Source organism: Paenibacillus sp. 7523-1, assembly GCF_002276415.1.
In the GTDB taxonomy this organism is placed as follows: domain Bacteria; phylum Bacillota; class Bacilli; order Paenibacillales; family Paenibacillaceae; genus Paenibacillus; species Paenibacillus illinoisensis_A.
On sequence record NZ_NPBR01000005.1, the window covers coordinates 340,313 to 366,873 of the forward strand.

Genomic DNA, 26,561 nt, shown 5'->3' on the forward strand with positions numbered 1-26,561 from the left:
GTGATTCCTCCAGTAATTGTTGAATTTTAGACAAAACTAACGCAATTTTATATGTAACCATAATCATATGATTTAGTCATTACGTAAGTTTTGTCGTTTATTTGACACAATTAATCGTACTCCTCTTAATGAGTATTGTCAAGCTACTATATATTTACCAGTTAACATGCCGAGTAATATTAAGCGGAAATATTGAAGCAACTCAGCAGAAATACTTCATCCCAATTCGGTTGTTAGTGTGTTCCAAATTTCAGGGATTATGTACCCCGCACGGGCGGGCTGTCTTTTTTTCTGTTACAATATGAAGCGGAAAGGAGTGAAACTCATGTTAGATTCAATTGATAGTCATATTTTACGAAGACTGGCTCAAAACAGCCGGATATCTTATACCGATTTGGCCAAAGAGGTTGGATTGTCTGGAGTTGCCGTCAAAGAGCGCATAGACCGGCTTGTCAATCAAGGAATCATTGAACAGTTCTCCATTGTAATTAGCGCTGAAAAGCTCGGCAAAAAGATATCTGCCTATTTGGAGCTAGAAGTGGAGCCTGCACATTTGAATGAGATCATAGAGGCGTTGAAACAAAACGATAAAGTTGCTGTGTTATACGAAATGACTGGTCCCTGCATCCTCCATATACATATTCTTGTCGAGAGTATTGAAGAGATGGAACAATTCATGAACGAATCCATATATTCGCTGAGAGGTATCGTCCGCGCTGAAACGCAGATTCTGATGAAACGACACAAAAATCAGGATGGATTGAATATATAAATTACAAGAACCGTCAGGCATTAAGACCAACGGTTCTTGTTATTAATGATATGGAATTATTGCTTTATGAAATGAGTTAGTTTGTCTTGGAAAGCTTGGCTTGATAGAAATCGACGAAATACTCGCTTACCTCAGCTGACTTCTGGGCATCTAATTGAATAGGAGCAATCAGTCTAACAGTTTCTCCATTGAATGAAGCCTTCGTTTCTCCAAGTTTCGCTGACAGTGTATTGCCATTATACAGGATGGATACCATTTTCGACTTTGGCTCCCATTCGATCTTGGCACCAAATTGTTCAAAGCTGCTGCGTAATGGTGTCATAACCCGTTCAGCTTCTCCAAACAACTTTTTGTCAACAATCGCATGAACTCCCCAGTTCCCATCGACTACCTGTGTAACTCCAAAATCGGTGGTTACCGACATTAAAGAGTAAGCTTCGTCTTCGGTTAGTTCCATGCCTCTCATTAGAAAAGCCTTGGTTTTATGCGCAGCATCTTTCATCGCCTTATCGAGGGAAGATTTTTCGAAGATTTCCTTCTGGGCATCCTCACCCAGTTCTTCAAGATAGTTAGCATAGCTGAAGCCATGGACCACCCACTCGTTCTCATTTTCCAGCAGCGGGAAATTTAATGACTTTAATTTGTTATCCAGCTGATCCTTTTTATGAAGAATAATCTGAACATCTCCGGTTACAGAAGTTTCAATGGCTGTTCCATTTAATTCAGAGTCTCCCTGCCCTGCGTGCGGATCACCGATCGACAGCAGTGCTCCCGGGACGGAAACCGGATAGTACATGGTTGCTCCTTCCGTAACACGCCAGTCATCGATATTTCCGCCATAATAAGAAGGTGGAACCGAATCAACGATATCCGCTTCCTTCGGCGCTACGCTCATGGTACCGAAATGGAGCCTTACAGGCACTCGAACGTCTTTCAGGACATTGTGATTTTCCTTCACCGTTGTATGATCGACGACCACACCAGGATAATCTATTGTAGGATGCACATTTCCATCCGGATCGGTTTGAGGAGTCCATCTGTAGCTATATAGTGCCTTAGCGTAATCCGTACCGCCTTCTGAATCCATTTCGTAAATCGTCACAACCTCACGTGTCACCGGTTCTTCTTCCATCTCTCCGTATAGAAAGCCCCAGTTTGCAGCCACGTTGGAACCATATGTTTTCCCTGCATATTCGCCGTTACCATTAGGACGAAGTTTCATATCCAAAATCTTCACTTCCAGTACATCTCCCGGTTCCGCTCCTTCAACCGCGATTGGGCCTGTCATGATATGTACTCCCGGACCACGATCTGCTTCCGTCTTCTCGGATTCGGTCCAATGAAAAATATCTTCGACACCAGCGTCACCTTTGATCATTCGTTCATAGTCGTCGCCGGAATGGTGGGTAATCGCATCCACCGTAACAATATCTCCGGAGTTGACGGTTAGTACTGCTTCACCCTTGCCGATGTTACCCCACCGGACATTTTCAGAATTTGCCTTCAGGACATGCGTCCTTGGTTTGATCGACACTTGATCAATGTCAGCATTAACTACATTTACACCTGGTATTAGCAGTGAACCAATGGATAAAGCAGCGAAAACCTTCCATTTCAGTCGATTTCCCATTCGTAACTCCTCCTGTCATCTTCTCATGTCATATTAGTTAACTTGTTATGAACCAAAGTATAACAGACAATCCGAAAGTTAACAATATAAAGTTTTAATCGTTTTTCAATTTACTTTCTTAATATAAACAGCGAAAATATATTAATAATATTAACTTTTCCTAATCCTCCGGAATTCTATGAACTATAAATACACTAAAAGAAGCCGCCACTTGGGCGACTTCTTAAGCGTCTCATATTACACCGTGTTCAGTTTCACTGACCAACATTCTCCCTCTTCTAAATGAAGCAGGAATGCATCGTTTTCCATGGAAATTGGTTTGAATTTCTTCTTGCCTTGCTGTTTACATAATGAGATATCGACCCAATCTGGAAGCTGGAGTTTTGAGGACATCCGCCGAGTGGCGGCTAACTCGGCTTGAAATGTCCCTGACTTGCGGTCCCATGCAAGCGACAGAACGCCTCCGGGTATACGCCAATTGTGCAGCTCTCCACGAAGCATTCTGGCAGGAAGTGCCGGAAGCAGCTTGATCCGTTGAGACGAGACCAGAAGCAGCATTTCCTGTACGGCATTAACCCAGCCCATATTGGCATCCAGCTGAACTGGAGCTACATCTAACGTCAGGCAAATTCCCATATTGCGCCAATCGTTATGGAGTGTGAATCCGTTAGATAGTACACAGGACCGGGCAAGATGATCCAGGCTGTCCAAAGCCCGTTCTCCATCGCCCAGCCGAGCATAGATCGATGACATGTGAGCCAGGGACCACCCACTCTGTGCTCCAAGCCTCCGCTGGTGTACTGCTTGCTCGAAGGCTTCGAATAATAGTGGGTCGTCTTCCCGATTGACTTCCTGTCCTGGAAAAACAGGGTAGAGATGGGATAGATGACGATGATCTTGCCGATCCTCAAACGCAGGATGAAGCCATTCCTTGACAGCACCCTCCTCATTCAACATGTAGGAAGGCAGACGTGTAAGCATGGCTTCCCACTCTGGTATTTTGCTGCTATTAACACCGATTATCCGACTCGCTTGTATGGTATGCTGTAATAATTCCTTGATGATGGCGACGTCCATTGTGGCATTAATGGCTGTAGGCATCGGATGTGCGAGCTGTTTACCATCCTGAGGCATGAAATTCTGCGGTGTGTTCTCGGGTGAAACGGATGGATATATCATATACAAGCCCTCTTCGTCCAGCACCAGAAAATCTTCATAAAACTGCAATGCCTCTCTCATAAAGGGCAGCGCCTGCTCACGCAGAAATTGCATATCACCGGTATACCAAAAATGCTCATAATAATGTCTGGCCAGCCACCCGGCGGCTCCGGTCCAGTTCATGATTACAGGAACAATCTGATTAGGGATGCCCATGCCTGGCGTAGTTCCAGCAGGGATGTAGATCCCGCGGCAGCCATAGAGCTTGCGTGCATTTTCCTTGAAGACATCCATCATACCGGTATAATACCGGAACAAAGACAGGTTCATGCAGGATAATCCGCCAACAGCCGAATGCCAATACATCATCTGAACATTTTCATTCGCCATGTGATGACCCCAGATTAATCGGTAATCTCCTCCCCAGAGCCCGTAAAGCCCAAAAGGCATATGTCCTTCCTCAGAGGTTCCGCTAATGAATAAATATCGACCGAATGCCCACATCTTGCGAATCAACCCCAAGGGAGTTTCGCCTTCATAGGCATCTAACAGAAGCTCTTCATTACTGCTCCCGTCATCAGCCGCATCATCCAGATCAAGCTCTGCGGAGTGAAACAAGGGCTTATGCAGCTCTGTATGTCTGGATAGTATTAAATTATAATCAGCCTCTAACCCTGACAACTCCCGCTTCAGTCGTACCCATTCCTCTTCTCGTTTGCCTGTAACAAACATTTTAACGAGAACGAGCACATCGCCCGACGTTTCAAATGGGAGTTCTGCGTGAATTGCTTGTTTTCCGCTGTCATTTCGCTGATCCTTGCCTAGAATGGCAACCCCTTTTCCCGGGAAATGTATTGTTCTATGGGAAGGCTTCACCCCAGCCCCAGGTTCCTCTCCCTCACGGATTAGCCGCATGACAGCTCCATAATCCTGTCCATCATCATTTTTGCCACTATAAAATACGTATTGCTCATCTTCATCCGTTCTGACCGTAACGGACATTTTCAGTTCCTTAAACTCTTCATCATCCCGCTCACGGTCACCCGGCGGAAATTGAAGACCCACACTTCCCGATATCAATTGTGTACTTCCTGATTCCCCAACCTGTACCGAATCGCTCGTGCTCAGTACTTCAGCGTTTATTCTGAACACAACACAATCATCTGCACGAGAGACAAAAAGACTTCTTGAAATCTTTCGTCCCCCTTCCTCCCAGCAGACATGAACTTCTCCCGTTTCCATATCCAGTTCCCTGCGATAATGGTGAAAAGCATTGTCACAATTCATGGTGAGTGTCAACTCAGCCAGAGGAAAACGGGAGGACAATTTGGAAGCATATCCTTCTGCTTGCACGGCACGGGTCAGATGCCAGCTCGCCTCCGAAAATTCCCCAGCGTCCATAAGTCTCCGGGTCTCCTGCAATGTGTGACTGACGTCGGGGAGTTTATCCTTTCTTCCCCAATGCCATAGTTCACCATGCTGCAGTAAAATCACTTCTTGATGTATACCACCTCGCACAGAGGCACCCATTATTCCATTACCGGAAGGAAGCGCCTCCCGCCACATCCCCTTCCACCATGAAGCGGGATACTTTAGAATCATTTTGTTTTTGTGGGGTCTGCACGCATGAGTTCCGTTTAATTTCCTCACGCTTTCCCTGCTCCCCGCATCTCCATTTCAATACTGGCCAGCAGGAATGGCGCAACTCCCATTTGGGCATCGCTGACGATCTGTTCACTAATATAGTAGGCATAAGAACCGTCCCGATATTTCTTGCCTCCGAGTCCAGCCCCATGACAAATGCAGTGCAGGTGCACCCCCTGTTCATCCTCCGTGACCAAGCGACTGAGAATACCGGCATACGCCCGATCAACAACTTTGCGATCCAGTTCAGCCAAATAATGCAGACGCTGGCCCTTGGCGAGGGCGTAAGTCAGCATACATGAAGCCGACGCTTCCAAATAGTTGCCTTCCCTGCCGTTCTGGTCCATGACTTGATACCACAGTCCGCTCTCCTGATCCTGGGCATGGGCGATTGCATAAGCCATTCTCTCGAAGATACCCATGATCTGGCCGCGCTGAGAATGATCCATTGGAAAATGCTCCAATGCATCCACTACAGCCATCGCATACCACCCCATCGCCCTGCCCCAGACATGGAAGGATTGACCCGTGTATTTGTCGCACCAGCGCTGTTCCCTGCTCTCATCCCATGCATGGTGCAGCAGACCGGTTCGCGGATCCCGGGTCTTGCGCTCAATCAACAGGATCTGACGCGCGACTTCATCGAAGCTCTCAGGGTGATCGAACACACGGCCATACTCGGCCAGAAACGGAGAAGACATATAGATTCCGTCAAGCCACATCTGGAACGGATATATTTTTTTGTGCCAGAATCCGCCCTCACTGGTTCGAGGTTGCCCTTTCAGCTGGGCGACCAGTCGTAAGATGGCCTGATGGTATTTCTCTTCCCCAGTACGCTTCCACATGGAGAAGAGATTTTTGCCTTCATTGATCATGTCCAGGTTATAATCCTCAAGCTGGTAGTTTCTGATGGTACCGTCTTTATCGATCAGGCCATCCATATGATGGAGAACCAGTTCACTATATCGAGGTTCACTATTCCATACTGCGGCACGTTCGAGGGCCAGAAGCGTCATTCCGGCAACATACCCCCATTTCCCCGCAATTTTGGGATGATTCCCGTCCCGGCATTCGGAAACTAGCGTATCCGCAATTTTGGCAGACATTCTGCGATTCTGAGTAGAGACCTTTGTTAACGTTTCAACCAACGTAATCGCTCCTTTTTCGCTCACGTTTTATTCCTCAAGCCAATACCGACACCTCAAAGTGTGAACAAACGATCACCTAATCGGATCAGGTCAGGGGGTGCAGCCCCTCCCATTGAACTGACCAGCTTCCGTCCTGCGGAAATCCCGGATTGTTCTCGTTTTCCACACCGCTCCATCCTGCAGCCATCATCGCTACTGCAGTTAACAGTCCACCATTCCCGGGCAGATACGCCCATAATCCTGGCCTTTGATAATTGTGTCCATTGGGCAAATAGGTGTTTTTGGTGGCATCCATCAATAAAAAGTCAACGGCCAGCTCAGGTTCGCCCAGCCTTGCCGCTGTCATGGCACACATCGGAAAGTCCCATCCCCATGCGGATTCCCAATCCCAGCATTCTTTCACTTTGAGAAGTGTATTTTTCATAATTCTGTTATCGATCAGCGTTCCGGGAAGCAGGCCGAGCGCTCCGAGCATGGAAGGATGATCATGGTTTTTGGCAGTAAATGTGTCGGGACAATGCTCGTGCGCAAGATAAACTCCATTTTCATGCACAGGAATTGCCATATGAGCCGCAACCTTTTTCCAATCCGGATTCGCTGGCCGCTCCAGCCGCTCCGCCCACATAGCAGCAATCTCAAGCCCGAATTTCCAGTATTCGAGCTCATATGGCGGATTCAGACTTTCATTCATGGCATGATTCTCCTGAGCCGGAATCAACGGCGGTCCAAGTACATATGCCTCTTTTTCTGCATCCCAGTGGGCAAAAGACACCATAAAATCAGCTGCCTCAAATACGATGTCCTTATACCGTTCCAATACAGACCTCTCAGGCCGGGCCAAATAACACATCTCGGCAAGTGCCATCGGATGAGGCTGCTGCCAGATTAACCCTGGGGCTACCGGTGACGGACTCTGCCCACCGTTATATCCGACCATTTTGGGCCAGCGCGCACCAGCATATCCTTGTGAACGTGCCAGTTCACGAGCTTTGGGCAAAATGGTGATGTACCAATCCATACTTCGGCGAAGCAGATCTGTACGGTCCCACAGAGGAAAATGTGCAGCATGCCACCAGTGCATTTCCAGATGCATTTTACCGAACCAACTATTATACATGTAGCCCGTTTCCTGAGGCGGCATGGAGCCGCCACTGTGCACGGCACACAGGAACTGGGACAGCACAATTCGTCGCTCCAGTTCTGCTGCTCGGAGATCTTTACTGCCGGATAGATCCATGGCTGCTCCACTGTTCCAGAACTGCTCCCAGTGGACCGAACTGGCTTGGAATACGGTCTCAGCTGGTTGAACTGATGGATTTGATGCTGCAAAAGCAACACTGCAAGACCAGGTATCCGAATGCTGCAGCGCTTCGGGAATAAGTGTGAACTTATGAGCTCCGGTCTGCTCCAGTCGCCCCTTGTCCCAGATCCACCTCACTCCATATTCGTCTTCATCCAAGATCCGTTTCAATGAAGCTGAAGCCGAATCGTTCTCCATTAGCTCGGTCCGATGTCTGCAGTCCTGTTCCCAATCGGGAAATACGGACTTGGACCAGCTCCGATGTGTCATATCCGGACAGGGGAAAACAAGGAACAAATGCAGACGCCCCTTGCGGATTAATTCTGAATGTACACGAATGCCGATGCCATCGTTCGCAGGATCACAGGCAGTCTCCACCTGAACCCTGAACCCATCTGCGGTGAACTCACTGTGAATTGTACCTGTCCACAGATTCAATTCCTGTCGTAGCGGAATCACATGTGACGAATCTGCTTCTTCTCCATCTTCTTTCAGTATCCGAAACGCGAGGCGTCCCAATTGAAGTCGATGTGGATTCTGCCGCAGCCAGTGATAAGCTTCTTCTCGATTCTCAGGTTTCATGGGATACTCCACTTTCCGTCCATACGTTTCAAACGACTGGTAGACGATATCCTCATCGCTAAAAACCTCATGCCCTCCAGTATAATGCCATCCCCAATTGGACTGCGTGCCAAGAGGGATTTCGTATGCCTCTGGAAAGGTCTGAAGGCCGGTAAAATCAGCACTGAACGCAAATTCGCCGTTGCCGACAGACAAAGGAGACCTGGGCTCAAGCTGGGTCAATACCGGATGATTTCGAGTGACAATCGTTTTACGGTTCATGTAAACCGTTCCTCCTTCTCTTCATTTGGATGGGAGACTAGGATTCCATCAAGGAATCCCTGCGGGCCCGCATCATCTCTCTGTATTTCCCCGGTGTAATATCCTTGGTTTTGCGATATACACGGATAAAACTATTCTCATGCTGATATCCCACCATGGAAGCGATCTCAGATATTCTGTAGTCGGTTTCCCTCAGGAGCTCACAAGCCCGGTCCATACGCAGCTTGGTAAAGTAACCAAGAATGGTGTCGTTCATTTCCTGCTTGAACAGCTGACTTGCCAAACTGGAACCGATACCTGCATGCTCAGCAATGTCCTGTATGCTAACCGGGTCTTCCAGATGATCATTCATGTATGCAATCATCGTTTGGCAAACGATATAGTCCTTTCTGAGCTGCATACTGTCATACCATGCCGCGAGCGCTTCTGCCTCATTGCGCAGCAGTGACCATGCAGACTCCAGATTCATCGTCCGCAAACCGGAAACTCGGAACCCGCAAGCCTCAGGATCCCGTTTCATGCGAATTCGTTCCAGCGTCTCCGCTACAGATTCAAGAAAGGATATCGCCGAGGACGGGTGCCACCGTTCACTCTTCATGCGGTTAAATCTTTTATCCATGAGCCTGATTGCCTCTTCACCACTGCCGGCTTCGATCGTTTCAGTCAATTGGGACATGAATTCATTTTCCTCTGCACGTCCAGGTTCTTCGTGATCAGAAATGTCCTCAAACCGTATCACTTGTTCATAACCGTGGTACAACCTGAAACCCAGCGCGCTGTCCGCTTGCTGCATCGCCTGTTGAAGGTCCTTGAGTCCGCCTTGGTCCTCGCTTACGCCTGCAGAGACCTGGAACTTGAGCAGTTTCGGAATCATTCTCAGTGCTTCACCAATTGAAGTGGATGCATCCGTTTCTCTTACGAGATCAAGCGGTTGCAGCATGATTAACAATCGGTCCCTGCCGAGATCTGCAGGAGTGAGACGCCACTCCCCTGACAGCAGTTCTGCAATGATATTGGCAATGGCAAACTTCAGAAGGGATTGATCCGACTTCTTAAACCTTTCGCACCATGCATGATAATTATCAATAGACAATATAGCAACGGTCAGCGGACTATCACTCCATTCCTTGAAGTATCGATTCCACTTTTCACCAATTTCCCGGTAACCCGTCATGTGTCCCGCATAGATATCGGTCAGAAATTTGGAGGATGCTTCAGGAAGTGTTTGTCTGAGATTAATGGCTTGCTGTGCATGGTCCGTCAGCAGTTGTCCTGTTATTTTCTCGAGATCAATCAACTCTGGACTGATACGGTGACGGTCATATCCGCTAAGCAGTTGTCTCATCCGTTTCACCGGTTTAAAGGCTGCTCTGTTATAAAAAGCAATCGTAGCGGCGCCTACGGCAAGTGCCAACAGTGAAACGAAGAATACAATGTTCCTAATCTTCTGAGCATTGGACAGTAAACTTTCCTGGGAAATAATTGAAAGATAGCGCCAACCTGTATACGGGGACATCGTCTGTGAAGCGAGCAGCAATTGGCCCTCGTGCTTGAACTCACCAAGCTTTTCTCCTTCCAGAGTCGCGAGGACCTGCTCCACCGCTTCCTCTTCTACTGGATAATTACCAAGGTCATATAATGGTTTATTGTTGGCATCCAGAATGAAACGATGATTATCGAGATCAGAGACGGAAGAAAGAAGCATGTGCTTGAACATTTGATCCGTTTTAAAATTGATGGCAATAATCCCTTTAAGTTGACCCGCCAGCATAATCTTGCGATACAGTGTAATCTGGGAGGCAGGAACCCCTGAACCTGCAGCAATCTCCCTCCGCTTCACCAGCATGGGGCGGTCATCTAATTCAGCAGCCACACCTACCCAGCCCGAATCGGGAAAATTGACTTTGCTTGAACTATATCCCTGAGGAAAAGCGACCATGCTCTCCCTTTCCACATCATAAATGTAAGCGCTTTTAATAAAAGGAGTACTGCTAGTCAAGGTTTCAAGAAACTGTACCAATTCGGTGACATTGCGGTATGATCCCTGCACCTCACTCGTGAGAAATTTATACACATGGTTATTCAGTGCAATTTTCACAGCGATCTGGTCGCTTTCCCGAATAACTTCATCAATATCATTCATACTGATGCGCAGCATCTGGTGCTGCGGTTCACTGAGCTCCTGCTGTAATACCGACTTGGCCGAATAATACGTTGTCATGCCTACTGCGATAATAATCATGAAGACAACAATGGTCAAAATAAGCAGCAGCCGGGTCTGGGTATTGGTGAAATTGAATTTTAACCACTTCAAAAAGGAAAGGGTCACAGTTATCTCCCACCTTATGTGCAATATACCGCAATTATACAGTTTCGCACTGCCCGGTGCGACCCGGCCTAACAGCCTATTTTGACTTCTTCAAGCATCTCAATCTCACACTTGCCTGCTGCTATGGCTGTTTTCACCATCATTTAATGTAATTAAATGTTCACTCACTTCTCGAATTCTGCACAGACACCTTATTCCCCCAGCCTCCTAGCACCGCTTCTATAGTTATGGGACGATGCTCGGAGACCGAACGCCATACGGCTTCGCCTGCTGCGACGGAGTAAGCTCCATCCACGGCTCCGGAGAGAATCCGGAAAGGACGGTGTTGATCTTCTCCAAGAAAGATATCCTCTAGAAGTAATGGATCCCCTCCACCATGTCCGCCTTCCCGATGTACGACGTGTATGGTCTCTTTGGAACCAAACAGTGGGAAATAGTCGATGGTCTGAACCGGAGTCGGAAAAGGAGTACGTGCAGGCATATGGTATTCAAGTGTTTCCAGGCGCCCCTTCGTACCGTTCACAGCCAGCCGATAGCCTTCATAAGGAAGTGAAAAATTGACCGAATAACTCATGAGTGCCCCGCCACTATATCTCACAGATGCTGTATACGTGTCTTCAATCTCGATGGTGGAATCAAAAATACATTGATCTGGACGATATGATGTGTATGGAAAGTCCGTAGTGGCCGAACCCAGCAGGTTCAGATGATCATCCGGTACGCGGATCTGCCGACTGCGCGGTGTCCAACGGGAGTAATACGCACAATCTTCCGAGACATTGCACGTACGACAATGCCGCCCATCTTCCCGTGCCGGATTCCACTCCCCATCTGCGCCATAATAATTCAGTGCTCCATAAGCAAAGACTTCCACAGGCTTTTGGTTAATCCACCACTGAACCAGGTCAAAATGATGGGTGCTTTTGTGAACGGACAGTCCACCCGAATAAGCCCGCTCACGATTCCAGCGCTTGAAATAGCTGGAGCCGTGATGCGTATCAATGTACCAGTTGAGATCGATGGAAGTGACTCGGCCAATCTTGCCTTCCTGTATCAATTCCTTGATCCGCATGTGAATGGGCATATATCGGTAGTTAAATGTTACGATGACTTTGCCTTTACTCAGCGCTTCAGCATCCAGTATTCGCCTGGCGTCTGCTCCGGTTGTCGCCATTGGTTTCTCGGTAATTACGTCCAAATCCCGCTCCAGCGCGGCGGTAATATAGTGGACATGGGTATCATCCCTGCCGGCGACAATAATGCAGTCTGGCTTGGTATCCTCCACCATGGACGCAAAATCAGATGCTCCATACACAGCAACTTCGGAGTGATGAGGAAAGCGCGCACGATAAGCTTCGAATCGCGCGGGATCCGTATCCAACAGTGCCACAATCTCCGAGTTGTGAGTGAACACCTCATGAATAGGCTTGGCGAACTGCCCCAAAGCTCTGCCGCTCACTCCGCATATAGCATATCTTTTTTTCACTTCTTCACCTTCTCATACCATTCCTGGACCCGCTGGGTGACCACTTCGCCTCCAGAGGCATTCCATTTCTTCACGTATTCATCATAAGCCTCCAGAGGCAGCTCTCCGATAACGATCTTGGTCAATACTTCTTGAAACAGCTTGTGTGACTGGATATCAGGAAACCCTTCATACACGGAAGCCGGCAGGCCATCACCCGCAATTTGTCGGGCATCGGCTGTGCTCACAACGAACATGTCTTTCACCATCTGCTGTTGGTCCTCCGGATAAGTCTCTTCAATCCGTTTGTTCATGTCCTCTGCAGTAGTCAAGTTCTTCATACCCAAGGCAAGCGGTTTGTTGTCTGCAGGCGGAAGAATAACTTTGCGTCCGTCTTTGACTTCATGTTGCTCCCCTTCCAGTCCGAAACGGACAAATTCATCATTTTCAGGGTTGTAAAAGAAATCAAGCAGCTTCAATGCATTAGGCGCATTATCCTGCTTCGCGGCCGGGATCATCCATTCCGGCTCACCCATGCTCTTCTGTGTTACGAACGCTTCGAAGCCTTCGGCTTTTGGCAGCGGCATCGCTGCGATATAGGCATCCGGTGCCTGTGTCAGCATAGCGTTAAGACGATCGCGAACATTCGCCGGCAAGTGGTACCAGCTGCCCACCAGGTTATTGTTAATTTTGGCCTGCCATACTTCTCCTTTGTTAAGGAACGTTTCATTATCAAGCAGTTTTTCTTCGTACAGCATCCGGATGAACTTAATTGCCTCTCTCATGTTGTCCGTTGTCCCGGCATACTGAATCTTGCCGTTGTATTCATCCCATTCCGGATACCCTTCCCACATGGCGACTCCGTACATGGCAAACAGATGGTCCATCCATCTTCCGAATTCCCTTCCGCTTGTGGGCAGTTCATCTGCTTTGCCATTGCCGTTCGGGTCCTTGTCACGGAAGGCTTTGAGCATTTCAACATATTCGTCAACGGTTGCTGGCATTTCCATGCCCACCTTATCCAGCCAATCCTTGCGGATCAAAGGTGCCCGTTCCGGGACAAGGAATACTTTAGGTACATAATAAATTTTGCCGTCGGGAGAAGCTGAGCGAACAATATCCCAGGCTTCTTGAGGAATACTTTCCCAGACATGCGGAGCGTACTCAGGGAGCAGATCATCCAGCGGCAGCGCTCCACCTTGTTGAATCAATGTTTGTTCCACACCTCCGATCGGGCGTAAAATATCCGGCAGCTCATCGGAAGCGATCATCAGGTTCAGATATTCCGAGGGTTCCGAGCCGGGAGGCGTTGTAATCAGCTCGTATTGGACGCCCGTCTTCTCAGCAACATATTTCACGTGTGGATCATCAGCTGCGGGCATGCTCCCGATGCCCATATGACTCTTGAATACTTTCACGATTGGGATACCGGAGCTCCCTTCAGCAGAACCACTCCCTGAATCGCTGGTGTTGGAACTGCAACCGGCGACTACCAGCATGGCCATACTGAGCACGATCGGTACAAACTTTTGGGTCAGTCGTTTTCTCATCGAATCATCCCCTTGATCAAGATTTATTCTTTTAGCGATCCAAGCAGCGAACCTTTGACAAAATATTTCTGTAAATAAGGATACACCAATATAATGGGAACGCTTGCAAAAAGAATCGTTGCTGCTTTCAATGTGGTGGTGTTGAAGTCGTAATCATCAAGGAACATATTTACCTGAGCCAGTTCTTCCGGACTGGTTAAATAGGCACGCAGCTTCATCTGAAGCGGCCACAGATCAGGATCCCGAACGAAGAGTACGGCGCGTTGGAACGTATTCCAGTATCCTACGGCATAGAACAGGCTGACTGTGGCAAGAACCGGTTTGGACAGCGGCAGATAGATCTGGAACAGGATTCGAAAATCGTGGCAGCCATCAATCCGGGCAGTATCATCCAATTCCTTGGGCAAGTTCATGAAGAAGGTGCGCAGAATGACCATGTTGAACGTACCGATGACCCCCGGAATAATCAGTGCCCATATGGAATTCATCATACCCAGCTCTCTGACCGTCAGGAAGAAGGGAATCATCGGTGCATTGAAGATCATCGTGATGACTATCCCAAGCATGACCTGTTTGCGAATCAGAAACTCTTTGCGTGATAACGGAAAGGCGGTCAGAATAGAAAAGAGCATACTCAGCGCTGTCCCTGCGACCGTGATGAATACGGTTACACCAAACGATTGCCAAAGGCCCGAACTCTGTAAAATATGTTTCCAGGAAGCCATGGTAAAGCCGACCGGCCACAGAAAAACTTCCTTGGAATCGGCGGCAACCGGCGAACTTAAGGATACAGCGAGCAGGTGAAGCAATGGCAGGATCATGGTTAAAGCTGCAGCTGTCAAGAACACATAGTTGGCGACTTGAAAGCATTTTTCACCAAAGGTTTGTTTCATCACCACAACCCCTCCCCTGTCTTTTTGGCCAATCGATTGAAGACCCAGAGCAGGATAAACCCGATGACGGATTGGAACAGTCCAATGGCTGTCGTGACACTATACTGCCCCTGCAGCACACCTGAGCGGTATACATATGTCTCAATAATATCCCCTACCGAATAGGTCATTGGCGTCAGCAGGTTATACACCTGATCGAAACCAAGCTCCAGAAAATTGCCGATATTCAGCAGGAACAGAATCAGGATCGTTGGGAACAACGCAGGCAGTGTAATATAAATCGCCTGTTTCCACTTATTAGCTCCGTCCATGACGGCAGCTTCATATTGGGTTGGATCAACACCGCTGATGGCTGCAAGATAAATAATGGTCCCCCACCCCACTTCCTTCCATATGGAAGACAAGACAACAATGGGCCGGAAATATTGCTCTTGCTGCATATACAGAATGGGCTCGAAGCCAAACCATCCACGGACAGCGTTTACAAAACCACCCGAGGCAAGAACTTCAAAGACGATTCCACCCACTACGACCCAGGAGAGGAAATGCGGTAAATAGAACAGGCTTTGCAGGAAACGTTTGGCCAGCATCTTCCGTACCTCATTAAACAGCAGCGCAAGCAGGATGGGAGCTGGAAATCCGACGACCAGCTTGTAGAACGCAATCAGAGCTGTGTTTCGGAGTACATTATAGAAGTCCTGATACGTAAAAATAAACTTAAAGTTATCCAAGCCCACCCACGGGCTGCTCCAGATCCCTTTCATGATCTGAAAATTCTGAAATGCAATGACGCTTCCTCCCAAAGGGATATACTTAAATATAATGTAAAACAAAATACCGGGTAAGATCATGACGTACAGCATCCAATGTTTCCTCATGTTTCGCAAATATCCTTTTTTGATGCGTTTGCCCACTGTAACTCCGGGTTGCCGTGCAGGTGTTTCCGTGAGCTCAGCCATACAATCTCGGGCCCCCTTTAGCAGTTAATAATGTGAATGATGAGCAGGATCCTCTGTTCACATCATATGGAGGAGCAGCATGATCAACAATCGTGCAATCGGCCAAATCATGAACCAATCGCTTACACAGCAACCTTTCGCAGGATTGGTTCATTCGCTGGAGAATCGGTTGGTACGGGTAAAATCATCAAAAAGGCCGCCATATGAGGCGACCTAAGATACGCAGCAGTTAAGCTCATTGTTTCGGATAGTATTTCTTAACACACTAAATGTAATCAGTCTTCAATCAGTAGAGATCCACTGTCGTTGGGATCATTAATCTCCTTAATTGCTATACGTACGCCTTCTTCGTTAAATGCCTTTATTTCGAATGGAGTGCTTGCAGACGAGGGAAGCAATACAAACCAAATGTTTCTTTCAGCCCCCACCTCAACCATTTTAGCTTTAGTAGAAATCTGTTTTCCACTTCCCTTCGTTTCGACCGTTATCCTCTTGATTGCAGGGTTCAGTACATTTCCGAATATGATGGGAAAAGGAGATTCGATATGTTCCAAGCGAGGCATACTCATATAGTCCAATGCGGGTGGATTTGATGGAGATTTACTAATCCCGTATCCTCCTCCCCATCCCCATTTCCAACCAAAAATCCTCTTTCGCACATACTCTATTTGAAGGTTACTGGATTCTGTGCTTGCTCTTTGTGTAAATACAATCATACCGCCTTCCACTGGCTCTTCATGGATAAATTGTGATGTATACTGTTCAGATCTAAACTTTTGAATCGCCATTTCCGGAGTTTTCCCAGTAGGGATATGTACGGTCTCATCCATGCCAAGCAATTTTGACATCCGTTGATCTGAAAATCCACCCGGTCTATCGTTAAGATAGACATAAGATAAAAACGAGGAGATCAAGAAAATAATCACAACTAAAAGTATCCCGATCCGTCGTTTCATTCGAAGTTGCATTATCTCCGAACCTCCTTGTTATTTAAATCAACTTATGAGAAAAATAAAACCCTTCTAATATTACCATATTTAACCTCTCAATTTCTGATTTATATATAACAAAAAAACCTTCAAGCACAGTGTCTTGAAGGTTTTTTTGTTGGATATTAAAGAACTTTTTCCAAAAAGCTGATCGTCCGCTCATGCTTCGGATTACCGAATATTTCGGCAGGCGTACCCTGCTCGATGATGTATCCGCCATCCATGAAGATCACCCGATCGGCAACTTCACGGGCAAATCCCATCTCATGGGTTACGATCATCATCGTCATCCCCTCGCTTGCGAGGTCCTTCATTACGCCCAGAACCTCACCAACCATCTCGGGATCCAGCGCGGAAGTCGGTTCATCAAACAGCATGACGTCTGGGTTCATTGCAAGCGCGCGAGCAATAGCGACCCGTTGTTTTTGACCACCCGAAAGCTTGTTAGGGTAACTGTCCGCCTTATCCGACAAGCCTACCCGCTCAAGCAAGCGCAGCGCAGTTTCCCGAGCTTGCTGCTCGTTCAGCTTACCAAGCTCTCTTGGTGCGAACATAATATTTTTGAGCACGCTGAAATGTGGAAACAAGTTAAAGTGCTGAAATACCATACCAATGTTTTCACGAGCTTTATTGATATTGGTTTTCGGATCATTCAGATCCTGGTCATCAACGATAACCCGGCCTGCAGTGATCTCTTCCAATTGGTTTATACAGCGCAGAAACGTACTTTTCCCCGAACCGGACGGGCCGATGACACAAACCACTTCACCTTCGGAGACCGTCATATCGATACCTTTCAGAACCTGATTCGAGCCAAAACTTTTCTTCAATCCTTCAACCTTAATTTTACCCACGGCGAACTCTCACCTCCAGATAGTCAGCGATTTTAGTCAATGCAATGATGACAATCAGATACATGATCGCAACCGTTAACCAGATGTCAAAAGAGGCGAACGTTCTAGCGATGACAATTTTACCCGATTGCGTCAACTCCACCAGACCAATGACGGACAAGATCGACGTATCTTTCAGTGTTATGACCATCTGATTGATGAATGATGGAATCATAATCCGGATGGCCTGAGGGATAACAATCTTCATCATCGCTTTGCGATAAGGCAGACCCAGTGAACGGGCAGCTTCCATCTGTCCACGATCAATCGATTGAATCCCCCCGCGAATAATTTCGGTAACATATGCTCCTGCATTCAAACTAAGCGTCAGAATGGCTGCCAGGAACAGTGGCATGGTGAAGCCCAGCGCCTGCGGAATCCCGAAGTAGATAAAGAAAGCCAGGACAATCAATGGAATCCCGCGGAATACATCCACAAATACGGTGGCTACACCGCGAAGGAATTTATTATGTCCCACTTTCATAAATCCGAAGATCAATCCTAGAATAAAGGCAAAAAACAATGAAACAATGGTGTATAAGAGCGTGTTACCCAGACCTTTAATCAGGGATGGCAGGGATTTCTGAACCAACTCCCAACGCCCCATATTGGCAGTTGTCGAAGCATTTTCACCAACATAGGTCTCAGTAATACGTTTATACTCCCCGTTTGCCTTGATATTTGTTAGTCCATCATTGAACATTTGCAGAAGTTCCTGGTTCTTCCCTTTACTTACGGCAAACCCATAGGAACCTCCTATTTCGGGTTCTGTAACCGTTTTAAGACCGTTATTCTGTTTCACCCCGTAAGCAAGTACAGGATAATCTTCAAAACAGGCTACGGAGTTTCCGGTTTTGACATCATCATACATTTGTGAAGAATCATCAAACGGTACAATTGTAAAGCCATATTTCGAGGCAATAGACTCTGCAAAAGTGTATCCTTCTGTTCCCGTTTTCACGGCGACTTTTTTGCCTCGGAGGTCCTCATAACTTTTTACGGAATCGTTATTGGCGCTAACGCCCATAACTACGCCTGAGTCGAAGTATGAATCTGAAAAATCAAACTTTTGTTTTCTCTCATCAGTAATACTCATTCCCGCAATAACACCATCGACCTGATTTGCCTCAAGTGCCTGCACCGCAGCGTTAAATCCGAGAGCTTTAATTTCATACTTAAAATTTTGATCTTTGGCAATGGCATCAAGCAAATCCATGTCGATTCCGACAAAATCACCATTTACATCCTGAAATTCAAACGGAGCAAAGGTAATGTCTGTGCCGATGACATAGGTTTTGCCGGTGTTGGATTCTGCATCAGCAGCCCCCGCCCAACCGGATAGTCCGGTCACCAAGAGCAGCACTAGCGAAAGTACAAAAAACGAGACCTTTGTTGTTTTCATATGTCCTCCCCTTCTCGGTCTACTACGTTACTGTGTTACATTTTTTTCAGACGTATTGCCCATTATACAGTCATATTGTTTTTGTGAAAATAAACATTTTAAATTTTAAGTATTGATTTCTTCTCCATTAGGAGGCTTCCCGTGTGACTGATGAGGGTTCATTTCGCATCCACTCTTTATTTACCGTTGTAAAGCGCACTCGTCCTTTCGATCATTCAGCAACCCAACCAATTTTTGGTGAATGTTGAATATGTGTTTTTTTCGTACGGAATCCATCCGGAATATGTTTATCATTTACAATAATCCCTCTTTCAATCAAAAATGTTTCGTCTCAACCATGTACTTATAACTGTCAACAGCCGCACCTTCCATTACCTTTTTAAGCACTCGCTTGAAACACTTTTTCTTGACGTTCCCGCAAAATTTGATGTTGACGTGCCTTCCATAGAAAAGGGAGACCCATCGCTGTTGCGAGCGCCAGAGGAGCAAAGACAGAAACCCCATTTGCTGACCCAAAATGACCAAGAAGCAGACCTCCAAACACCGGTGCTATCACACTGCCCAAATGATTAAAACCAATGGTTCCAAAATAGATCCCTTTGTTCTCCGGCTTAGCAATCCGGTCAATGAACAAGTCCATCATGGTAAACAGCAGCACTTCTCCAATGGTAAACAGGATGACGCTAATGAATAACACTACCAGTCCGTCTGCCCATCCGAACAGCAGCAAGCTTCCAGCGATAAGAATATTACCAAGAATGAGCGAGGCAATTGGCGAATAATGCCTGGCCGTCCGTACAATCGGGTATTGCACGAGGAGCACGGTCATGGCGTTAAGAGAGAACATATAGGAGAATATTTGGCTTCCGTTCTCTATATTCGGATTCAGGGTCAGATACTGCGCTAATGTTGAACCGAAATGTCCATAACCCAGTTCGCAGAACGTTGTTCCAATGAGGACCATCAGGAATACCCGGTCTCTAGTGGTTGTACTCAGAGCAGCCCTCAGGCTTGGTGCAAGAGTGTGGACTGGCCTAGGGAGATCGGTATGCCTCACGCTAAACTGAAACAACAAGACCAGTCCGTACATCACATATACCATGCCTGCTATGATAAAAGGAAACGTCGATTCGGCTGATCCAAGGTAAAGTCCGATTATTGGGCCAAAAACAACACCAAGATTAATCGAGGCATAACGCAGATTAAAAACGAGCAGCTTGTGCTGTGAAGGAGTAATATCCGACAATAACGCGCGTGAAGTTGGCTCAAAAAAAGCACGGCATAAGCCATTTAGTGAGTTGGCAATGAAAAATACCCATAAATGCTGCGCCGATGAAAAGATGAAAAAAACGCCTGCCCAGCTAAACACCGAGACCAGCATGACAATTGGACGTCCTATCCGATCCGAGATGTATCCTCCGTAGAAGCTAATGAGTACGCCAGCCAGAGAGCTTACTGCAACGGTTAGGCCCGTTTCTGTCGGTGAAGCCTCCAATACGCGAGTTAAATAGATGGATAAGAACGGAATGCTCATGGATGTCACCAGACGTCCGAACATGGTACCGATAATGATGGTCCACGCCAAAGGGTGTATTTGCCTGAGAAGCTGCTTCATAAGGTATATCTCCTATTCCGGGTGATTAAAAAAGGACTGCGCATGTCACTTTCATTAGTTATAATTGTAAGGATCAAAGGGGGAAATAAAAGTGTAAGTAATTCATTTTGCATTTCACCCTTTATAAAGGAGCAGACCTATGGATACATACATCACACACTACCTTCGGCTTGTCACATCAGAGCGGCTGTCCCTTAAAGTAGATGAACCTGCTGCGATAACAATAGAAAACCTCTCGACCGAGCTATTCTGCACTCCACGGAATGTCAAATTCATACTGCGTAAGCTGGAAGCAGCTGGTTTCATTTGTTGGCAGCCGGGGATAGGCAGGGGACATCATTCCAAATTGACACTTCTAAAGAGTACGGACGAAGTAATGGAAGATCACTTTCTTGGCTTAATAAGCAATGGCAAAATGAAGGAAGCTGTCGAACTCATCGGTTCGCTGGAATCTTGGGACTTGAATGGCGTGATCAGGCAGAGATTGCTCCGTTTGTTGAACCAGCAGATGGGTTTTCACAGCCATATGGAAACACGCTCGGGTCAGGATGTACTTCGAATGATGCGTTCGCGTCGTCTGGGGAACCTGGATCCGGCTTCTGTCTACACGGCATTTGAGACTTACCTGTTAGGTCAGATATGCAATACATTAATTACCTTTGATGCTCAGTCCGGGACTTTCCATCCAAGTCTTGCACATTCATGGGAATGCAGTGAGGACTACAAGATGTGGGTCTTTTATCTGCGTAAGGGTGTCCGGTTTCATCATGGACGTATCATGACTTCAGCAGATGTGCAGTCAACGTGGCAGCGTCTGCATGAGGTCCAAAGTCCTTCATTATGGCTGTACCGGGATATCGAGCACACCGAATTAGATGGTGATTACTGTATTCGTTTTTATCTCCATCAGCCCAATCGTTTTTTTCTACACCTGTTCAGCTGCATTCCCATGACAATTCTCCCCTATGATGTTGACAGTTCGAACCAACTGATCGGTACAGGTCCTTTCCAAATTAGTGAACTAAATAATGAAGTGCTCGTACTTCGTGCATTTGACAGCTATTATGGGCTTCGTCCCCTCCTCGATCAGGTATATATCTGGTTTGTGCCGGACTTGGGCAGCCAGCACCGATATTACGAATTGCAAGGAAAAGATCACTTGAAGAAGTCTGTAAATGATGAAACACCAAAAGATATTGACTATCCTGCACTCGGATGCCAGTATTTACTGTTTAACTTCCAGAAGCCTGGCGTTCACCATCATCTCCATTTTCGTCAAGCACTGAGAATAGTGTACGACTCCGCAGCTCTGGTCGCTGAATTGGGTGAGAATCTGATTACACCCGCTAGCAGCTTTCTCCCATGGAGAAGTGCGCAGCAGCATTGGTCAGAAGCATCGCTTGATCATGCAAGTGAATTGCTGGACAGCAGCGGTTATCAGGGCGAGACCTTGATTCTATCTTGCACCGTTAACAAGGATATGCGTGTTGCACATTGGATACAGCAACGTGCAGCAGCAATTGGACTGCACATTGAGGTGGCTGCTTCCATCGATAACTTGCAGCCTGAAGAGACATCATTTACCGATTTAATCATGGCGGAGGAGATTCTGGAGCAGGATTGGCAATACGGCATGATTCACTATTTCAAGACGTTGTCCAATCAGTTCAATGCCTGCATGTCAACTGAACAGATATCCATATTGGATGATAAGCTGGAGCCTTTTGCACAGCTGGATGAACCTGATCGGATAAGCCTGCTGAATGAAGCTGAAGATATATTACGCCTTAATTGTTGGATATTGCATGGGGCTCATGTGAACAAAAGGGCTCAGCTTAATCAGAGCCTTTCAGGTCTGCAGACGTCGGACTTTGGTTTTATGGACATTTCTAAGATATGGATTAAGCAGTAAAATAAAAAGAGGACTTCCGTCCAATGACGGAAATCCTTTTTTATTGTTGTATCTTCTCATCTGTTCTGGAACAATCCGAACCTAAGGTATATAAGAAACGGATCTACCCACCACCATCATTCAATCGGCTGCAAAGCTTGCTCCGCGTCCTTTCTTAGCCACAGCTCACGGAATGGTTCGCAGTTCTGAATCAATTTGTCGAAAGGTCCATGACCGACAATTTTTCCTTCGTCCATAACCACGATCTGGTCGACCTGCCGGATGAAGTTCAATCGATGTGCGACGATAATGACTGTTTTGCCGCTGAACTCTTTCAGGATCGTTTCCATTATGCTTTTCTCCGTTATATTGTCCAGAGCCGCCACCGGTTCGTCCAGAATCAACACGTTTCTGCGCTGTAACAGGATTCGGGCGAAGGCAAGCCGCTGACGTTCCCCGCCGGACAACTTCAACCCTCTCTCGCCAACAAGCGTATTTAATCCCTCCGGCCATTTCAGAATGGTATGTTTAAGATGAACTTTATCCAACAATTCGTAGATAGCTTCATCCGAAATCGATTGATCAAAGCAAACATTGTCCCGGATGGTCGCATCGAAGATTGGCGTCTCCTGTGACAAATATGAGATATGGTCATAGTAGCTATTCAGCTTCAGCTCGTCGATATCAAGGCCATCCACCAGCAGCTTGCCGCTGTTCTTTTTTAACAGGCCGGTTAACAGCTTGATCATCGTTGATTTTCCGCTCCCACTCCTGCCAACCAATGCAACGGAGGAACCTTGGGGAATGGTCAGCGAGATATCATGTAAGATACTATCCCCACTATAACCGAATGACACATTGCGAAACTCCACATTCCCCTTGAGCCCCATCACTTCATGACCACGATCCAGGTTGCGGTCCTCCGGAGCTTGAATGAACGCATCAAACCGCTTATAGGTCACTTGATTCAGCCGATAATCCACAAACAACACATTGAAAATAGCGATAGGTGAGTAAATCTTTTCTATGAAAAGAAACAATGCCACAATAACGCCAATGGAGGAGTCTCCTGTAACAACGCTCTTAACCCCAAAGAACAGGATGACAAGCTTAATGACGGTGATAAACACCTCAAATATCGCAAAAAAAGCTTCATGAATCATCCGCAGCTGCGCGCTTTTGTTAATCATTAGCCTTGCTGATGCGCTGAGTTTCGCCATTTCTTTCTCATATCGTTTGTTCGTCCGAAATACGACCAGTTCCATGAATCCGCGTATAGAGTATCTGGAGATGGACTCCTGTTCGTTCAATATCGTTGATTTCATTCGGTACAGAAATTTCAGGATCAGGTTCGTTACGCCAAAAACGACGACATAACCAGCCGCAATAATGATCATAATCCGTGGATCGTAGAAGCTGATAAACAGAAGGCTGAACAAAATCGTCGGCAGCAGTTCATGTAATGTCTTGAGGTAAAAGCCATAAATGATCTCATTCCCTGCTTCTGCACCATTTTCGATGACTTTGATCATTTTTCCAGTTCCCACGTTTTGATATGCCTGATAATCAATTTTTGCTATTTTGGCTAGTGCCATGATCTTCAATTGCTCGGTCAACCGCTTGGAAAGATAAACGCTTGGATACTCATCTACGTAGTTCAGAATGACCGTCCCCACCAAAAGTGCTCCGTAGATCATGATCAAATGGATCATCTCGTCCATCCGATTAACCTGTATTGCCGTATCCAATATCTTCTGGAAGAAGAATATCCCCAGGCTGCCGAATAGCTGAATGGCCCAGCCTAAGGCAATGTATAGGAAAATCCACCATTTTAATTGAAATAAACATTGTTTTAACACCGTTCTCCTGCCCCTTTATCTTTTAAAATGAGAAAAAGGCCAGGACGAGCTCAGTTATGGACCTGTGCAAGTCCTTCTCTATGAGAAGGTCATTGTAGGTTCCATAGATCTGATGTGTCCTGGCCTGCGAACAAAATGATTGCCTGGGCACCATCCGAAGTTTCCAGTTTCATGCGATCAAATGGGCAGACGCCCCCCTTGATAGCCGGTACGCGTTTTGATCCGGCCCGAAAACTAGTTACTTCGAACGATACGGGAAGACATTCATTTCACCTCAATTCAAAAGATATGGTCTAGTATAGCCTTTGGCCTTCCTTAAAATCAACCAATGATTTCAAGTGAATTTGTGCAACTTTATTAAAACTTGCAACTCAACAAGGGAACAAGCTATGATCATGATAGAATGAAAACCTATGTGTTTTTTCTGGAAATAACGTCAAGGAGGAGAAGATGGAAGACATTATTTTGTGGTTGAAGTATTTGTTTTTGGGAGTGGTCCAAGGAGCAACGGAACCTATCCCTGTTTCTTCTAGTGGACATCTGATCATTGCACAGCGGCTGATGGGGATGAAACAAAACGGCTTATCGTTCGAAATTCTAACCAACACAGCTTCGCTAATAGCTATCGTTTTTATTTATCGTGAAGATATCAAAAAGCTGATTGTTGGCGCAGTTCAATACCTTCGTACACGGGACCAACAATACAGAGCAGAATTTATGTTTGTGGTATACATCATTATTGGAACCATTCCTGCTGCGCTTGCTGCAGTGCTGTTCAAGGATCGCATTGAAGAAGTTTTCGCTTCCGTACATACCGTCTCCATTGCTTTATTAGTTACCGGAGTTGCTTTGTGGCTCATTCGCAATCTGCGTGGCCGCAAGCGTGATGGAGATCTGTCTACCAAAGATGCGATTTTGGTTGGGCTGGCTCAAGCCGTAGCCCTGATTCCGGGGATCAGCCGTTCCGGAGCTACCGTAATAGCTTCCATTGCGGTCGGTATGAAACAGGAAACTGCATTGAGATTTTCCTTTATGCTCTATATTCCGATTAGCTTGGGTGGACTGGTCATGGGAGCATCCGACATCGCAAACGACCCCAATCGATCAGAGCTTGCCATTCCTTATCTGATTGCCTTCATAACGACACTCGTAGTCACGTATTTCTCAATGAGATGGTTCATGGGCATTATGGCGAAAGGAAATTTGAAATACTTCTCCTACTACTGTTTTATTGCCGGAACATTATTGCTTATCTTCTTGTAACTTTAAGACCTGTACCTGCAAAGGAACATCTGGTGTTCAGCCCGGTGTTCTTTTTTTATAGTTCACCTCGGATCAAAAACTGCTCAAGATTAATGTCTCAAATATTTAAGGTTATAAACAAAGCGCAAGACAAACCCCATAGTAGACATGTGCATGTCTTCTATGGGGTCTGGTTTTACACTTTAAAGATTAGTGTGGCAAGTTTCCACCTGTTTGGGATGCAATCATGGATGGCGCGTACCCGTTCAGCATTTGCTGTATATCCTGCTGCGGGAGCTGTGGCACCTGATAGAATCCATTCTTGTTTTGATAAATGGAAATCTCATACGCCATCTCAATACAGTTTGGCAGTGAATCTGCCAGTACACGACGTACCACCGGGTTTGTGGATTCAAGCGCAGCCGTTGTTTTCATTACTGCTCCTGATTTTACTGCATTCAACATGCTCAGAGAGATGCTTTGGTCACAAATTTCAGTTGCAGAGAGCATTGGCTTCTTCGGTTGGCTTGGTTTCATGCCATATGTGAAGTCGTTGTCTTGTGACATTTTATAGCTTTGCGTCGGTTTGGATGGATCTTGTCCAGTTCTGAAGCATTCCAGCGTAATGTTGTATTCTTCGGACATAAATTGTTTTTGACGCAGCAAAATATCGCGCAGTTCCGGATCTTGGACATGCTGACTCAGCATCGTATAGGTATTTAACGTATTAATGGCTCCAGCAAGCACCTCATGGACATCAAACATCTCATGTCCACCATGGTTGAGTTGTGGTGGGATCGTTCCTGTTTCAACGTTTTGATGATTTTGCAATTGCATGTAGAATTACCTCCCATTAATCTGTTATTTTTGGCTGTCCCATTTCGCAGACTAATGTATTATGAAGTTTGCTTCTTCAAGTTATTCGGCATAAATTTTGGTTAATGTATGCTGCAAAAAAGAAAGACCGTCTCAAGAGGCG

The 26,561-nt window shown here is 46.4% G+C and carries 19 protein-coding genes; 4 read left to right on the forward strand and 15 right to left on the reverse strand.

Annotation, left to right across the window (positions count from 1 at the left end):
- Nucleotides 1-325 precede the first annotated feature (325 nt).
- Entirely contained in the window at nt 326-772 is a 447-nt protein-coding gene (locus tag CHH60_RS04995) for an Lrp/AsnC family transcriptional regulator (protein WP_095287284.1), read from the forward strand.
- A gap of 76 nt (nt 773-848) precedes the next feature.
- On the opposite strand, the gene CHH60_RS05000 is transcribed toward CHH60_RS04995, so the two are convergent.
- From CHH60_RS05000 to CHH60_RS05040, 9 genes are all read right to left on the reverse strand, one after another.
- Nucleotides 849-2,402 (reverse strand): acetamidase/formamidase family protein, encoded by a 1,554-nt coding sequence (locus CHH60_RS05000; RefSeq protein ID WP_095358202.1) that lies wholly within the window; start codon nt 2,400-2,402, stop codon nt 849-851.
- Between the two features lie 237 nt (nt 2,403-2,639).
- Entirely contained in the window at nt 2,640-5,210 is a 2,571-nt protein-coding gene (locus tag CHH60_RS05005) for a glycosyl hydrolase family 95 catalytic domain-containing protein (RefSeq protein WP_255247827.1), read from the reverse strand.
- Nucleotides 5,207-6,310 carry a glycoside hydrolase family 88/105 protein gene (locus tag CHH60_RS05010; RefSeq protein WP_095358655.1) on the reverse strand — a complete coding sequence of 368 codons (1,104 nt, stop codon included), beginning with the start codon at nt 6,308-6,310 and terminating at the stop codon, nt 5,207-5,209. The genes CHH60_RS05005 and CHH60_RS05010 overlap by 4 nt, the downstream gene beginning before the upstream one ends.
- Nucleotides 6,311-6,437: 127 nt before the next feature.
- Nucleotides 6,438-8,495, reverse strand: a complete 2,058-nt coding sequence (locus tag CHH60_RS05015; protein ID WP_095358203.1) for a glycoside hydrolase family 65 — start codon at nt 8,493-8,495, stop codon at nt 6,438-6,440.
- A 37-nt stretch (nt 8,496-8,532) separates the two neighbouring features.
- Complete coding sequence (locus CHH60_RS05020; protein WP_095358204.1) at nt 8,533-10,824, reverse strand: helix-turn-helix domain-containing protein; 2,292 nt, start codon at nt 10,822-10,824, stop codon at nt 8,533-8,535.
- A gap of 160 nt (nt 10,825-10,984) precedes the next feature.
- Nucleotides 10,985-12,310: a Gfo/Idh/MocA family protein gene (locus tag CHH60_RS05025; protein ID WP_095358205.1), complete on the reverse strand. Its 1,326-nt coding sequence runs from the start codon at nt 12,308-12,310 to the stop codon at nt 10,985-10,987.
- The gene (locus CHH60_RS05030; protein ID WP_095358206.1) at nt 12,307-13,839 is read right to left on the reverse strand and encodes an extracellular solute-binding protein; all 1,533 of its coding nucleotides are present in this window, start codon (nt 13,837-13,839) and stop codon (nt 12,307-12,309) included. Before CHH60_RS05030 ends, CHH60_RS05025 begins: the two co-directional genes overlap by 4 nt.
- A 23-nt stretch (nt 13,840-13,862) precedes the next feature.
- Nucleotides 13,863-14,732 carry a carbohydrate ABC transporter permease gene (locus tag CHH60_RS05035; protein WP_095358207.1) on the reverse strand — a complete coding sequence of 290 codons (870 nt, stop codon included), beginning with the start codon at nt 14,730-14,732 and terminating at the stop codon, nt 13,863-13,865.
- Complete coding sequence (locus tag CHH60_RS05040; RefSeq protein WP_246310935.1) at nt 14,732-15,610, reverse strand: ABC transporter permease; 879 nt, start codon at nt 15,608-15,610, stop codon at nt 14,732-14,734. The genes CHH60_RS05035 and CHH60_RS05040 overlap by 1 nt, the downstream gene beginning before the upstream one ends.
- Nucleotides 15,611-15,770: 160 nt before the next feature.
- On the opposite strand from CHH60_RS05040, the gene CHH60_RS29700 reads away from it, so the two are divergent.
- Nucleotides 15,771-15,908, forward strand: a complete 138-nt coding sequence (locus CHH60_RS29700; protein ID WP_176475987.1) for a hypothetical protein — start codon at nt 15,771-15,773, stop codon at nt 15,906-15,908.
- 58 nt (nt 15,909-15,966) lie between these two features.
- Here the strand turns inward: CHH60_RS29700 and CHH60_RS05045 are convergent, their stop codons facing one another.
- From CHH60_RS05045 to CHH60_RS05060, 4 genes are all read right to left on the reverse strand, one after another.
- Entirely contained in the window at nt 15,967-16,659 is a 693-nt protein-coding gene (locus tag CHH60_RS05045) for a hypothetical protein (protein WP_095358209.1), read from the reverse strand.
- A gap of 146 nt (nt 16,660-16,805) precedes the next feature.
- Complete coding sequence (locus tag CHH60_RS05050; RefSeq protein WP_095358210.1) at nt 16,806-17,534, reverse strand: amino acid ABC transporter ATP-binding protein; 729 nt, start codon at nt 17,532-17,534, stop codon at nt 16,806-16,808.
- On the reverse strand, nt 17,527-18,975 hold the full coding sequence (locus CHH60_RS05055; protein ID WP_095358211.1) for an amino acid ABC transporter substrate-binding protein/permease: 1,449 nt from the start codon (nt 18,973-18,975) through the stop codon (nt 17,527-17,529). Before CHH60_RS05055 ends, CHH60_RS05050 begins: the two co-directional genes overlap by 8 nt.
- Nucleotides 18,976-19,354: 379 nt before the next feature.
- Nucleotides 19,355-20,590, reverse strand: a complete 1,236-nt coding sequence (locus CHH60_RS05060) for an MDR family MFS transporter (protein WP_095358212.1) — start codon at nt 20,588-20,590, stop codon at nt 19,355-19,357.
- Nucleotides 20,591-20,729: 139 nt separating this feature from the next.
- On the opposite strand from CHH60_RS05060, the gene CHH60_RS05065 reads away from it, so the two are divergent.
- Nucleotides 20,730-22,502: an ABC transporter substrate-binding protein gene (locus CHH60_RS05065; RefSeq protein ID WP_095358213.1), complete on the forward strand. Its 1,773-nt coding sequence runs from the start codon at nt 20,730-20,732 to the stop codon at nt 22,500-22,502.
- A 116-nt stretch (nt 22,503-22,618) separates the two neighbouring features.
- Here the strand turns inward: CHH60_RS05065 and CHH60_RS05070 are convergent, their stop codons facing one another.
- Complete coding sequence (locus tag CHH60_RS05070) at nt 22,619-24,340, reverse strand: ABC transporter ATP-binding protein (RefSeq protein WP_095358214.1); 1,722 nt, start codon at nt 24,338-24,340, stop codon at nt 22,619-22,621.
- 450 nt (nt 24,341-24,790) lie between these two features.
- On the opposite strand from CHH60_RS05070, the gene CHH60_RS05075 reads away from it, so the two are divergent.
- A complete protein-coding gene (locus CHH60_RS05075; protein ID WP_095358215.1) occupies nt 24,791-25,603 on the forward strand; it encodes an undecaprenyl-diphosphate phosphatase in 813 nt (270 codons plus the stop codon).
- 189 nt (nt 25,604-25,792) lie between these two features.
- Here the strand turns inward: CHH60_RS05075 and CHH60_RS05080 are convergent, their stop codons facing one another.
- Entirely contained in the window at nt 25,793-26,419 is a 627-nt protein-coding gene (locus tag CHH60_RS05080) for a spore coat protein (RefSeq protein WP_095358216.1), read from the reverse strand.
- Nucleotides 26,420-26,561 lie beyond the last annotated feature (142 nt).